General features: G+C 69.0%; 13 protein-coding genes. All 13 read left to right on the top strand.

Translation table 11 applies throughout. From position 1 onward, the window contains the following. Positions 1 to 1,388: transcription termination factor Rho (gene rho, locus N4P33_RS13110; RefSeq protein ID WP_260826566.1), on the top strand; the 1,388-nt coding region annotated here is incomplete at its 5' end. A gap of 190 nt (positions 1,389 to 1,578) precedes the next feature. Then, a complete protein-coding gene (locus N4P33_RS13105) occupies positions 1,579 to 3,369 on the top strand; it encodes a trypsin-like serine protease (protein ID WP_260826565.1) in 1,791 nt (596 codons plus the stop codon). A gap of 210 nt (positions 3,370 to 3,579) precedes the next feature. Then, entirely contained in the window at positions 3,580 to 4,686 is a 1,107-nt protein-coding gene (locus N4P33_RS13100) for an LCP family protein (RefSeq protein ID WP_260826564.1), read from the top strand. 197 nt (positions 4,687 to 4,883) lie between these two features. Further along, positions 4,884 to 5,105 (top strand): 50S ribosomal protein L31, encoded by a 222-nt coding sequence (gene rpmE, locus N4P33_RS13095; RefSeq protein ID WP_030740744.1) that lies wholly within the window; start codon positions 4,884 to 4,886, stop codon positions 5,103 to 5,105. Between the two features lie 108 nt (positions 5,106 to 5,213). Then, positions 5,214 to 6,281 carry a peptide chain release factor 1 gene (prfA, locus tag N4P33_RS13090; RefSeq protein ID WP_260826563.1) on the top strand — a complete coding sequence of 356 codons (1,068 nt, stop codon included), beginning with the start codon at positions 5,214 to 5,216 and terminating at the stop codon, positions 6,279 to 6,281. Between the two features lie 26 nt (positions 6,282 to 6,307). Further along, on the top strand, positions 6,308 to 7,153 hold the full coding sequence (gene prmC / locus N4P33_RS13085; RefSeq protein WP_260826562.1) for a peptide chain release factor N(5)-glutamine methyltransferase: 846 nt from the start codon (positions 6,308 to 6,310) through the stop codon (positions 7,151 to 7,153). A gap of 53 nt (positions 7,154 to 7,206) precedes the next feature. Then, positions 7,207 to 7,854: an L-threonylcarbamoyladenylate synthase gene (locus N4P33_RS13080; RefSeq protein ID WP_260826561.1), complete on the top strand. Its 648-nt coding sequence runs from the start codon at positions 7,207 to 7,209 to the stop codon at positions 7,852 to 7,854. Continuing rightward, positions 7,851 to 8,528, top strand: coding sequence for a protein-tyrosine-phosphatase (locus N4P33_RS13075; RefSeq protein ID WP_260826560.1), 678 nt, complete (start codon positions 7,851 to 7,853; stop codon positions 8,526 to 8,528). The genes N4P33_RS13080 and N4P33_RS13075 overlap by 4 nt, the downstream gene beginning before the upstream one ends. A gap of 175 nt (positions 8,529 to 8,703) precedes the next feature. Then, the gene (glyA, locus tag N4P33_RS13070) at positions 8,704 to 9,942 is read left to right on the top strand and encodes a serine hydroxymethyltransferase (protein ID WP_260826559.1); all 1,239 of its coding nucleotides are present in this window, start codon (positions 8,704 to 8,706) and stop codon (positions 9,940 to 9,942) included. Between the two features lie 129 nt (positions 9,943 to 10,071). Beyond that, positions 10,072 to 11,424 (top strand): MraY family glycosyltransferase, encoded by a 1,353-nt coding sequence (locus tag N4P33_RS13065; protein ID WP_260826558.1) that lies wholly within the window; start codon positions 10,072 to 10,074, stop codon positions 11,422 to 11,424. 335 nt (positions 11,425 to 11,759) lie between these two features. After that, positions 11,760 to 12,197: a hypothetical protein gene (locus N4P33_RS13060; RefSeq protein WP_260826557.1), complete on the top strand. Its 438-nt coding sequence runs from the start codon at positions 11,760 to 11,762 to the stop codon at positions 12,195 to 12,197. 273 nt (positions 12,198 to 12,470) lie between these two features. Next, positions 12,471 to 13,241: a F0F1 ATP synthase subunit A gene (atpB, locus tag N4P33_RS13055; protein WP_260826568.1), complete on the top strand. Its 771-nt coding sequence runs from the start codon at positions 12,471 to 12,473 to the stop codon at positions 13,239 to 13,241. 75 nt (positions 13,242 to 13,316) lie between these two features. After that, the gene (atpE, locus tag N4P33_RS13050; RefSeq protein ID WP_260826556.1) at positions 13,317 to 13,553 is read left to right on the top strand and encodes an ATP synthase F0 subunit C; all 237 of its coding nucleotides are present in this window, start codon (positions 13,317 to 13,319) and stop codon (positions 13,551 to 13,553) included. Positions 13,554 to 13,555 lie beyond the last annotated feature (2 nt).

Genomic DNA, 13,555 nt, shown 5'->3' with positions numbered 1-13,555 from the left:
GCCGCGACCGTGACCGGGGCGAGCGCGGGGACCGTGGCGACCGCGGTGACCGCGGTGACCGTCGCGGCAAGGGCGACGACCAGCAGCAGGGTGGCCAGGGCCGCCAGCAGAACCAGCAGGGCGGCGGCCGTCAGGACGACGGCTACGACGAGGACGGGGGCGGCCGCCGGGGCCGTCGCGGGCGCTACCGCGACCGCCGTGGCCGCCGTGGCCGCGACGACGTCCAGGAGCCGCAGATCGCCGAGGACGACGTCCTGATCCCCGTCGCGGGCATCCTGGACATCCTCGACAACTACGCCTTCATCCGGACCTCCGGCTACCTGCCCGGCCCGAACGACGTGTACGTCTCCCTCGCCCAGGTCCGCAAGAACGGCCTGCGCAAGGGCGACCACATCACCGGTGCCGTGCGCCAGCCCAAGGAGGGCGAGCGCCGTGAGAAGTTCAACGCGCTGGTCCGCCTCGACTCCGTCAACGGCATGGCGCCCGAACACGGCCGTGGCCGCCCGGAGTTCAACAAGCTCACCCCGCTGTACCCGCAGGACCGGCTCCGCCTGGAGACCGACCCGGGCGTGCTGACCACCCGCATCATCGACCTCGTGTCGCCGATCGGTAAGGGCCAGCGCGGTCTGATCGTGGCCCCGCCGAAGACCGGCAAGACCATGATCATGCAGGCGATCGCCAACGCGATCACGCACAACAACCCCGAGTGCCACCTGATGGTCGTCCTGGTCGACGAGCGTCCGGAAGAGGTCACCGACATGCAGCGGTCGGTCAAGGGCGAGGTCATCTCCTCGACCTTCGACCGCCCGGCCGAGGACCACACGACGGTCGCCGAGCTCGCGATCGAGCGCGCGAAGCGGCTGGTCGAGCTGGGCCACGACGTGGTCGTGCTGCTCGACTCCATCACGCGTCTGGGCCGTGCGTACAACCTGGCGGCGCCTGCCTCCGGCCGCATCCTCTCCGGTGGTGTCGACTCCACCGCGCTGTACCCGCCGAAGCGGTTCTTCGGTGCGGCGCGGAACATCGAGGACGGCGGTTCGCTGACGATCCTCGCCACCGCGCTGGTGGACACCGGGTCCCGCATGGACGAGGTGATCTTCGAGGAGTTCAAGGGCACGGGTAACGCCGAGCTGAAGCTCGACCGGAAGCTCGCGGACAAGAGGATCTTCCCGGCGGTGGACGTGGACGCGTCCGGTACGCGTAAGGAAGAGATTCTGCTGGGCAGCGAGGAGCTGTCGATCGTCTGGAAGCTGCGGCGGGTGCTGCACGCGCTGGATCAGCAGCAGGCGGTGGAGTTGCTGCTGGACAAGATGAAGCAGACGAAGTCGAATGCCGAGTTCTTGATGCAGATCCAGAAGACGACGCCGGCGCCGGGGAATGGGGACTAGTCGCCGTTGAGGTGACCGTGTTCGGTCGGCTGCGGGTTGTTCGTGGCTGGTCGCGCAGTTCCCCGCGCCCCTGAGGTCTGTGAGGGCCGCCCTTCTCGTAAGGGCGGCCCTCATTGCTGTTCTTCGCCCGGGGTACGATCGCGCCCTTCGAACGTGTGATCCCTGAGGGGGGACTTTCGTGGGTAGACCCATGTCCGGGGGCGGTCGGCACAGACGTACGGTGCGTTTTGGCCTGCCCATCGCCGCTGCCGGTGTCGCCGCCGCTGTTGCCGCCGCTCTGCTGAGCTCGTCCGCCGGGGCCGCGACCGCGCTGCCGCAGCCGACCGTCGAACCGGCGATCAGCTCGCCGTCGCTCGCCGAGCTGAAGCAGCGCGTCGCGGGCGCGATGGCCGGTGACGACGTGGCCGGGAAGACGAGCAAGTCGTCCCTGAGCGCGAGCTCGCGGCTCGTCGCCGATCCGAAGATCATCGGCGGGAACGAGACCAGCATCGCCTCGGCGCCCTGGATGGCGCAGCTGCACTACTACGACGACCGCGGCACCAGCGGCGCGAGCGACGACATCGGGTTCTTCTGCGGCGGGGCCGTCGTCGCGCCGACGAAGATCCTGACCGCCGCGCACTGCGTGAAGGGCTACGACTGGCACGCCAACGGCGCCATCGTCACCGGCACCGCGCAGCTGCCGTCGGACGGGGGCAGCGATCTGCACGGCGGCACCGTCACCGGGGTGTGGCGGCAGTGGAACCACCCCTCGTACAACGCGGCCACCATCGACAACGACATCGCGGTGCTCACCCTGCCGGTCCCCGTCCGGGCCACCCCGATCCGTATGACGACCTCCGGCGACACCACGTCGTACGCCGCCGGGACCAGCGCCAAGGTCTACGGCTGGGGTCGCACCAGCTCCACCAGCGACGCCATCTCCGAGACGCTGAAGACGGCCACGCTGCCCGTCCAGTCCGACACCACCTGCGCGGGCGCGTACGGGGCGGACTTCGTCAAGGGGCACATGGTGTGCGCCGGCAAGCCCGCGACCGGCAGCGACACCGGCACCACCACCGCCTGCAACGGCGACTCCGGCGGACCGCTCGTGGTCAACAACCGCATCGTCGGCATCGTCTCCTGGGGCGTGCAGGACTGTGTCGCCAAGGGCGCCTACAGCGTCTTCGCCAAGGTGAGCGGCTATGTCGGCGCCGCCTATCCGCGGATCGACGACACCAACATCAGCGGCGACCACCGGGCCGACCTGTGGGTGCGCAAAGCGTCCACGACGACCGGCTACTCCAAGAACTCGAGCGGCTCCTCGTTCGCCGCGCGCGAGTCCTGGGGCAGCTGGAAGGGCGTCAACCTCGTCCTGCAGACCGACCTCGACCGCGACGGCTACCAGGACCTGGTCTACCGGCGCAGCAGCGACGGCGACGTCTACTGGACCCACTACGTGATCTCCAGCGGCACCTGGTCAATCAAGAAGCTCGCCGACAACTGGAAGACCCGCACCCGGATCGTCGTCCCCGGTGACGTCACCGGCGACTACCTGCCCGACCTGCTGTCCGTCGACTCCGCCGGCGTGCTGTGGATCTACCCGGGCCAGGGCAACGGCTCCTTCTCCGCCCGCGTGAAGGTCGGCTCGGGCTGGAACCAGTACAACTCCGTGCGCGGCCACGGCGACTTCAACGGCGACGGCAAGACCGACCTGATCGCCCGCGCCTCCTCCAACGGCTACGTCTACCTCTACAAGGGCACCGGCAAGGCCGGCACGGGCGCGTTCTCCAGCCGCGTCAAGGTGCGCACCTGGAGCAGCAAGACGTACAACGCCTTCGACGCGGTCGGCGACATCAGCGGTGACGGCAAGGCGGACTTCCTGGCCCGTAAGCCCGACGGCACGCTCTATCTGTACAAGGGCACCGGAAAGGCCACGAGCGAGATCTTCGCCACAAGGATCTCCGTCGGCACCGATTTCGAGCAGTACGACATCTTCGGCTGAAACCGCAGGTGAGCGGAGTCCGCACCGCCCCTGAGCCGCGCGTTCTGTGCCGCCCCGTCGCGCGGGGCGGCACAGAACGCCGTGCAACCCTGTGCCGGGTTTCCCCGTCTGAACCGAACAGAGCGACGATAGATGCCGTACGGGCCGTGCACCGGCCGCGTCTGGCATCGAGCGCAGGGGGTAACCGACCGGACGAGAGCTGAGGAGCACATGTCTGCCGAGAGCACACCGGCCGCACGCCCCCGGGGCAAGGGACGCCGTCGCAAGCCGCGCGACAAGCGGCCCAAGGGCATGAAGGTGATGGCCTGGACCGCCGCCGGCATCGTCGTCCTGGGCGGCACCGGCATGGGTTACCTGTACTTCAAGCTCAACGGCAACATCAACAGCGTCGACATCGACCAGGCCCTCGGCACCGACCGGCCCGAGAAGGTCGACAACGGCTCCGAGAACATCCTCGTCCTCGGCTCCGACACCCGCTCCGGCAGCAACAAGGACCTCGGCGGAGGCACGGACGACGGCACCGCCCGCTCCGACACCGCGATGATCGTCCACGTCTACGAGGGCCACAAGAAGGCCAGCGTCGTCTCCATACCGCGCGACACCCTCATAGAGCGCCCCGACTGCACCGACACCGACGGCACGAAGCACCCCGGTGCGCAGAGCGCGATGTTCAACACCGCGTACGCCACCGGGGGCGCCGCCTGCGCCGTGAAGACCGTCGAGAAGCTCACCGACCTGCGCATGGACCACTACCTGGAGGTCGACTTCGCCGGCTTCCAGAAGCTCATCGACGAACTCGGCGGCGTCGAGGTCACCACCACCGAGGACATCAAGGACCCCGAGAGCCACCTGGACCTCAAGGCGGGCACCCACCAGCTCACCGGCGAGCAGGCCCTCGGCCTGGTCCGCACCCGCCACGGCGTCGGCGACGGCTCCGACCTCGGCCGCATCCAGCTCCAGCAGGCCTTCGTCAAGGCCCTGGTCCAGCAGGTCAAGGAGGTCGGCATCTTCACCAACCCGAAGAAACTCGTCGACCTCGCCGACACCGCGACCAAGACCATCACGACCGACTCCTCTCTCGGCTCGGTCAACTCCCTCATGTCCTTCGCCAACGGCATGAAGGGCATCAGCCCCGCCGGCATGCAGATGGTCACGATGCCGGTCCAGTACGACCCGGCCAACCCCAACAGGGTCCTCCTCCAGAAGAAGAAGGCGGATCTGGTGTGGGAAGCATTGAAGAACGACCAGCCGATCCCGAAGACGGCGACAGAGGAAACGGCCACCGGTGAAGCCAAGGGTGTGGTGAGCGCCCCGTAAGGGGCGCGGGACTGTATCGATATGCGGCTCCGCCGCGTGGGCGCGACAAGCCACAACGAACCCGCAGGGAACAAACAACAGCAACCCCCGGTTTTGGGGGATGGCCCCAGTCCTGGCAGACTGGTACGTCGGCTCCGGTTCACGCTCCCGCACCCCGCGGCAGCGACCCGGCGCCCTCCCGAAACCTAGGAGACACCTTGAAGCGCGACATCCACCCCGCGTACGTCGAGACGCAGGTCAGCTGCACCTGCGGCGCGTCGTTCACCACCCGCAGCACCATCGAGTCCGGCACCATCCGGGCCGAGGTCTGCTCCGAGTGCCACCCGTTCTACACGGGCAAGCAGAAGATCCTCGACACCGGTGGCCGTGTGGCCCGCTTCGAGGCCCGCTTCGGCAAGGCCGCCGGCTCCAAGAAGTAGCGAGCCCCATATCGCCGGTCCACGGTCACGCCCCCAGCCCGGGGTGTGCCCGGGACCGGCGTTTTTGGTCGCCCGCCCCTTCACCCCCCGTACCAGCAGGAGCCCAAGATGTTCGAGGCCGTCGAGGAACTCGTCGCCGAGCACGCCGACCTGGAGAAGAAGCTCGCCGACCCGTCGGTCCACTCCGACCAGGCCAACGCGCGCAAGCTGAACAAGCGGTACGCCGAACTCACCCCGATCATCGCCACGTACCGCTCCTGGAAGCAGACCGGCGACGACATCGAGACCGCGCGTGAACTGGCCGCCGACGACCCGGACTTCGCCGCCGAGGTCAAGGACCTGGAGCAGCAGCGCGAGGAGCTCACCGAGAAGCTCCGCCTCCTCCTCGTCCCGCGCGACCCCAGCGACGACAAGGACGTCATCCTCGAGATCAAGGCGGGCGCGGGCGGCGACGAGTCCGCGCTGTTCGCCGGCGACCTGCTGCGCATGTATCTGCGGTACGCCGAGCGCGTCGGCTGGAAGACCGAGATCATCGACGCCACCGAGTCCGAGCTGGGCGGCTACAAGGACGTCCAGGTCGCCGTGAAGACCCGCGGGCAGATCGAGCCCGGGCAGGGCGTGTGGGCGCGGCTGAAGTACGAGGGCGGTGTGCACCGCGTGCAGCGTGTGCCGGCCACCGAGTCGCAGGGCCGTATCCACACCTCCGCCGCCGGTGTGCTCGTCACGCCCGAGGCCGAGGAGGTCGACGTCGAGATCAACCCCAACGATCTGCGCATCGACGTCTACCGGTCCTCCGGGCCCGGCGGTCAGTCCGTCAACACCACCGACTCCGCCGTGCGCATCACGCACATTCCGACCGGAGTCGTCGCCTCCTGCCAGAACGAGAAGAGCCAGCTGCAGAACAAGGAGCAGGCCCTGCGTATCCTGCGCTCCAGGCTGCTCGCCATGGCGCAGGAGGAGGCGGAGAGGGAGGCCGCCGACGCCCGCCGCAGCCAGGTCCGCACCGTCGACCGCTCCGAGAAGATCCGCACGTACAACTTCCCGGAGAACCGCATCTCGGACCACCGCGTCGGCTTCAAGGCGTACAACCTGGACCAGGTCCTGGACGGCGACCTCGACGCGGTGATCCAGGCCTGCGTCGACGCGGACTCGGCCGCCAAGCTCGCGGCCGCGTAACTTACGTAGACAGCCCGGAGGACCACGTGAACCTGCTGCTCGCGGAGGTGGCCCAGGCCACCCAGCGGCTCGCCGACGCCGGCGTGCCCTCGCCGCGCACCGACGCGGAGGAGCTCGCCGCGTTCGTGCACGGCGTCAAGCGCGGCGAGCTGCACAACGTGAAGGACTCCGACTTCGACGCCCGGTACTGGGAGGTCGTCGCCCGCCGCGAGGCCCGCGAACCCCTCCAGCACATCACCGGACGCGCCTACTTCCGCTACCTGGAGCTCCAGGTCGGCCCCGGCGTGTTCGTGCCCCGGCCGGAGACCGAGTCGGTGGTCGGCTGGGCCATAGACGCGGTGCGCGCGATGGACGTCGTGGAGCCCTGCATCGTCGACCTGTGCACCGGTTCCGGCGCCATCGCGCTCGCGCTCGCCCAGGAGGTGCCGCGCTCGCGCGTGTACGCGGTCGAGCTGTCCGAGGACGCGCTGGTGTGGACCCGCAAGAACATGGAGGGGTCCAGGGTCGAGCTGCGCCAGGGCGACGCCCTGACGGCCTTCCCCGACCTCGACGGCCAGGTCGACCTGGTGATCTCCAACCCGCCGTACATCCCGCTCACCGAGTGGGAGTACGTCGCCCCCGAGGCCCGTGACTACGACCCGGGCATGGCGTTGTTCTCCGGCGAGGACGGCCTCGATCTGATCCGGGGCCTGGAGCGCACCGCGCACCGGCTGCTGCGCCCCGGCGGCGTGGTCGTCGTGGAGCACGCCGACACGCAGGGCGGCCAGGTGCCGTGGATCTTCGCGGAGGACCGCGGCTGGACCGACGCCGCCGACCATCCCGACCTGAACAACCGTCCCCGGTTCGCCACCGCGCGCAAGGCGCTGCCGTGAGCGTCCCGCAGACTTCACCACCCCAGCAGCACGTGTACGAGGAGGCCCGCTAGATGGCTCGGCGATACGACACCAACGACGCGACCGACCGCGCGACCGGTCTGCGCGAGGCCGCCTCCGCCGTCCGCCGGGGCGAGCTCGTGGTGCTGCCCACGGACACCGTGTACGGCATCGGCGCGGACGCCTTCAGCTCCGAGGCCGTCGCCGACCTGCTCGCCGCCAAGGGGCGGGGCCGCAACATGCCCACGCCCGTCCTCATCGGCTCCCCGAACACCCTGCACGGGCTGGTCACCGACTTCTCCGAGCTGGCGTGGGAGCTGGTCGACGCGTTCTGGCCGGGCGCGCTTACGCTGGTCGCCAAGCACCAGCCGTCGCTGCAGTGGGACCTGGGGGACACCCGGGGCACGGTCGCGGTGCGGATGCCGCTGCACCCCGTCGCCATCGAGCTGCTGACGGAGGTCGGCCCCATGGCCGTGTCCTCCGCCAACCTGACCGGGCACCCGGCGCCGGAGAACTGCGACGCCGCGCAGGAGATGCTCGGCGACTCGGTCTCCGTGTACCTGGACGGCGGTCCCACCCCGGGCAACGTGCCCTCGTCCATCGTCGATGTCACGCGTCCCGTGCCGGTTCTGCTGCGTGAGGGAGCGCTCTCGCCGGACGAGCTGCGCAAGGTCGTACCCGACCTCGAGGTGGCGAATTGACGGCCCCTGAAGCGGGGCGTGGCATAGGCAACGGGGAAAGCAGCGCGGAGCAGACGACGACCTTCGGATTCCCGCGCGACACCTTCCGCATCCTCCACGTCAGCACCGGCAACGTCTGCCGCTCGCCGATCACCGAGCGGCTGACCCGGCATTTCGTGCAGCAGCGGCTGGGCATCCTGGGCGGCGGGCTGATCGTGGAGAGCGCGGGCACCTGGGGCCACGAGGGCGCGCCGATGGAGTCCCACGCGGAGACGGTGCTGGCGGAGTTCGGGGCGGATGCCTCCGGCTTCGTGGGCCGTGAGCTGCTGGACGAGCACGTCATCCGGGCGGACCTGGTGCTGACCGCTACGCGGGATCACCGGGCGCAGGTCATCTCGATGGGGCACTCCGCGGGCTTGCGCACCTTCACGCTGAAGGAGTTCACGCGCCTGGTGAACGCCATCGACCCGGCGACGCTGCCGCCGCTGGAGGACGGCCTGGTGATGCGCGCCCGCGCGCTGGTGCGTGCTGCGGCGGCTCTACGCGGGTGGCTCCTGGCACCGACGGCGGAGGCGGACGAGGTCTACGACCCGTACGGGGCGCCGCTGACGTTCTTCCGCTCGATCGGGGACGAGATACACGAGGCCCTGGACCCTGTGGTGACGGCGCTGACCGGGGTACCGGCGCGTACGTAGGTGGGCGCTTGCCGGGAGGGCACCCGGCGTTGAGGGCCGTGCCCACCCGTCCCGCCCTGCGGGACGACTGCCCACGGCGGTAGACGGCAGGGGTCACGGTGTAACAACTCGGGCGTCGTGCGGCTGGCGGGCCTACATTGGTCGTACGTCAGCGTCGACGTCCCGGGAGTCCCCCATGACGGTCACCCATGCCCTCGAGGGCGATGTGCTGCGGCGGCAGGATCCCGAGCTGGCCGATGTGCTGCTCGGGGAGCGTGAGCGGCAGGCGAGCACGCTGCAGTTGATCGCCGCCGAGAACTTCACCTCGCCGGCCGTGCTGGCCGCCCTCGGATCGCCGCTGGCGAACAAGTACGCCGAGGGATACCCCGGCGCCCGGCACCACGGCGGCTGCGAGATCGTCGACGTCGCCGAGCGGCTCGCCGTCGAGCGGGCCAAGGCGCTGTTCGGCGCCGAGCACGCCAATGTGCAGGCGCATTCCGGGTCCTCGGCCGTGCTGGCCGCCTACGCCGCGCTGCTGCGGCCTGGGGACACCGTGCTCGCCCTCGGCCTGCCCTACGGCGGTCACCTCACCCACGGTTCGCCCGCGAACTTCTCCGGTCGGTGGTTCGACTTCGTCGGCTACGGCGTCGACGCCGAGTCGGGGCTCATCGACCACGACCAGGTGCGGACACTGGCCCGCACCCACCGCCCCAAGGCGATCGTGTGCGGGTCGATCGCCTACCCCCGGCACATCGACTACGCCTTCTTCCGCGAGATCGCCGACGAGGTGGGCGCGTATCTCATCGCCGATGCCGCGCATCCGATCGGCCTCGTCGCCGGGGGAGCGGCGCCCAGCCCCGTGCCGTACGCCGACATCGTGTGCGCCACCACCCACAAGGTGCTGCGCGGGCCGCGCGGCGGCCTGATCCTGTGCGGGAGCGATCTCGCCGAGCGGGTCGACCGTGCCGTGTTCCCCTTCACCCAGGGCGGCGCCCAGATGCACACCATCGCCGCCAAGGCCGTCGCGTTCGGGGAAGCGGCCACTCCGGCGTTCGCGGCCTACGCCCATCAGGTCGTCGCCAACGCTCGCGCGCTGGCCGCCGCGCTCGCCGCCGAGGGACTCGTCGTCACCACCGGCGGCACCGACACCCACCTGATCACCGCCGACCCTGCCCCCCTCGGTGTCGACGGCCGCACCGCCCGCGGCCGGCTCGCGGCGGCCGGACTCGTCATGGACTGCTGTGCTCTTCCGCACGCCGACGCCCGCGGACTGCGCCTCGGCACGGCCGCGATCACCACCCAGGGGATGGGGGAGGGGGAGATGAAGACGGTCGCCGCCCTGCTCACGGGGGTGCTCAGAGGCTCCACGGACCCCGCCGTCGCACGCGGCGCGGTGCGGGAACTGGCCGCGGGATTCCCGCCGTACCCGGCCTGAGTCGGGGTAGACGCACTCACGCACACAGTCACGCGTGCAACCATCGTCGCTACCCGGAAGTCCCCACTCATATGCGCGCATCGCTAGGGTGTGGGGCTGTGATGGCCAGCGAGACCTGTGGGGAAGCCCGTGCGTGAATACCTCCTGACGCTCTGCATCACGGCCGCGGTGACGTACCTGCTGACAGGGCCGGTGCGTAAGTTCGCGATCGTGGCGGGGGCGATGCCGGAGATCCGGGCGCGTGACGTGCACCGGGAACCCACTCCCCGGCTCGGCGGTATCGCGATGTTCTTCGGCCTGTGCGCGGGCCTGCTGGTCGCCGACCACCTCACCAACCTCAGCCAGCTCTTCGAGGAGTCCAACGAACCCCGGGCGCTGCTCTCCGGAGCCGCGCTGATCTGGCTGATCGGTGTCCTGGACGACAAGTTCGAGATCGACGCCCTGATCAAGCTGGGCGGCCAGATGATCGCCGCGGGCGTGATGGTCATGCAGGGTCTCACGATCCTGTGGCTGCCGATCCCCGGTGTCGGCTCGGTCGCGCTCACCCAGTGGCAGGGCACCCTGCTCACTGTCGCGCTGGTCGTCATCACCATCAACGCCGTCAACTTCGTCGACGGCCTGGACGGACTCGCGGCCGGCATGGTCTGCATCGCGGCGGCGGCGTTCTTCCTGTACGCCTACCGCATCTGGTACTCGTACGGCATCGAGGCCGCGGCCCCCGCGACGCTGTTCTCGGCGATCCTCATGGGCATGTGCCTGGGCTTCCTGCCGCACAACATGCACCCGGCGCGGATCTTCATGGGCGACTCCGGCTCCATGCTCATCGGCCTCGTCCTCGCGGCCGGCGCGATCTCGGTCACCGGCCAGGTCGACCCGGACGCGCTGAACCTGTACGTCGGCTCGGAGAAGGAGGCCGTGCACCAGACGGTGCCGGTGTACATCCCGCTGCTGCTGCCGCTGACGATCATCGCGGTGCCGGCGGCCGACCTGATCCTGGCGATCGTGCGGCGCACCTGGCGCGGCCAGTCGCCGTTCGCGGCGGACCGGGGGCATCTGCACCACCGGCTGCTGGAGATCGGCCACTCCCACAGCCGCGCGGTGCTGATCATGTATTTCTGGTCGGCGCTGATCGCCTTCGGCGCGCTCGCCTACTCGGTCAACTCGGCGTCGATGTGGATCGTCCTGAGCGTCGTCTTCCTCAGCGCGATCGGCCTGGTCCTGCTTCTGCTGCCGCGCTTCACCCCGCGCACCCCGCGCTGGATGGAAGCCTTCGTCCCGCCCCGCTACCGCCGCGCCCGCCGCACCCCGGCCCACGCCCCGGAGGCGTCGACACCGGCCGGCGCGCAGTCCCCGGACGCCCTGGAGGACGCCCCGGCCCACCGCGCGCCGGTCGCGGCGGGGGTCTCGGGCGTCAACGGCGCGACCGCGGTGGGCCACCGCGCACGCTTGGCCGACCGCCGCAAGGCGGGCAGCTCCCGGTAAGGGCCCGCATCACGGTCAAGGTAAGAATCCGCCTAGAGCATTGCCAAGTCGTGGGACCCCGATGGGTCTGCTTTGGGTGTACCAACCGCCCAATACCAGACAACTCGCCCCGGTTCTCGCTCACACGCGCGCATTCACTCTCATGTGTGACAGTCAGCACACCCGGCAGGTAAAGACTGCATCAAATAGTTTGTGATACCGTTCACGAGAACCCCGGATAGAGCCGAAGGGCCGCAGTGCGACGGCCCATTGGTGTGAGGAATTCACACTCAGCCCGGGGGACTACGCTCGTCCATGACGACACCCCTGCCCCCTGTGAAAGCGGAGTTGCCGCCATGCCGTCCAATGACGTCCGGAACCTACTGCAGTGTGCTGTGCCCACAGCCGCTGCCGGTGCGGTCGCCGTCGCCGTCAGCGGTGCGGTGGCCGGCGGCAAGGGTGCGCTCGGCGCGGCGATCGGCGCGGTCCTCGCGATCCTGTTCATGGGGATCGGCCTGTACGTGCTCCAGTGGACCGCCAAGTCGCTGCCGCAGCTGTTCCAGGCCATGGGGCTGATGCTCTACGTCGCTCAGCTTCTGCTGCTTCTGATCTTCGTCGCCCTCTTCAAGGACACCTCTCTCTTCAACGCGAAGGCGTTCGCGATCTCGCTCGTCGTCGCGACCGTCGTGTGGATGGCCGCACAGGCTCGTGCGCATATGAAGGCCAAGATCTTCTACGTCGACCCGGACTCAGCGAAGAGTGAGAAGCCCGAGAAGACAGGGCCGCCGTCGTGACGAGTAGGGGCGCGATAAAGGCCGGTGACAACTCCTGCTATCGTCCGGTGCCAACTGCGGCATCGCGGGCGCGGGCATCTGAGCTGACGCCTGCTCAATCGCGAGGCTCGATGCCCCTCAGCCGCCCCCACATCCGTAACACCAGTCCGGTGCCGACCCGCGGCTGCGCGCCGCGCCGACACAACGAGGTTGCCGTACCTATGCGTCACGCCGAAGGAGTCCGCGGTGAGTGCTGACCAGACCCAGCTCGCCTTTGACTGGAGCTGTCGGATCATGTCCGACAACGGGTGTGGTTTTCCGGCTCCGGGCCTGCACTCGTTCCTCTTCAAGCCGATCGCCACGGTTGGAGGGTTCGAGTTCAACAAGGTGATGCTGCTTGCCCTCATCACCACCGCCCTCGTCATCACCTTCTTCTACGCGGCCTTCGGCAAGGCCAAGGTGGTTCCGGGCAAGGTTCAGATGATCGGCGAGGCCGGCTACGACTTCGTACGCCGCGGCATCGTCTACGAGACCCTCGGCAAGAAGGAGGGCGAGAAGTACGTCCCCCTCATGGTCTCGCTGTTCTTCTTCATCTGGATCATGAACATCTGGTCCGTGATCCCGCTGGCCCAGTTCCCGGTGTCGTCGATCATCGCGTACCCGATCGTTCTGGCGGCCGTCGTCTACATCCTGTGGATGTCGCTGACCTTCAAGCGGCACGGCTTCGTGGGCGGCTTCAAGAACCTCACCGGCTACGACAAGTCGCTCGGCGCGGTGCTGCCGCTGGTCATGATCATCGAGTTCTTCTCGAACACCCTGGTCCGGCCGTTCACGCACGCGGTGCGACTGTTCGCCAACATGTTCGCCGGTCACCTGATGCTGGTGATGTTCACCGTCGCCTCCTGGTACCTGCTGAACAGCTGGATGATCCCGGCGGCCGGCGTCTCCTTCGCGATGACGATCGCCATGATCCTCTTCGAGCTTTTCGTGCAGGCCGTCCAGGCGTACGTCTTCGTACTGCTGGCCTGCTCGTACATCCAGGGCGCTCTCGCCGAGCACCACTGAGCCCACCCCGCCTGTAAACCCCCAGTCGTCCGGTGGCCAACCCCCACCGGTCCGCAAAGAGAAGGAAGAAACAGCATGTCCGCTGTGCAGCTTGCCGCTGAGGTCACCGGCTCCCTCGGTTCGATCGGCTACGGCCTCGCCGCCATCGGCCCCGGCATCGGCGTCGGCATCATCTTCGGTAACGGCACCCAGGCGCTCGCCCGCCAGCCCGAGGCCGCCGGCCTGATCCGTGCCAACCAGATCCTCGGCTTCGCCTTCTGTGAGGCGCTCGCCCTCATCGGCATCGTCATGCCGTTCGTGTTCGGTCGCTAAGC

The sequence above is a fragment of the Streptomyces sp. 15-116A genome, assembly GCF_025290915.1.
GTDB lineage: Bacteria > Actinomycetota > Actinomycetes > Streptomycetales > Streptomycetaceae > Streptomyces.
This window is presented reverse-complemented; position numbering and strand designations above follow the sequence as displayed.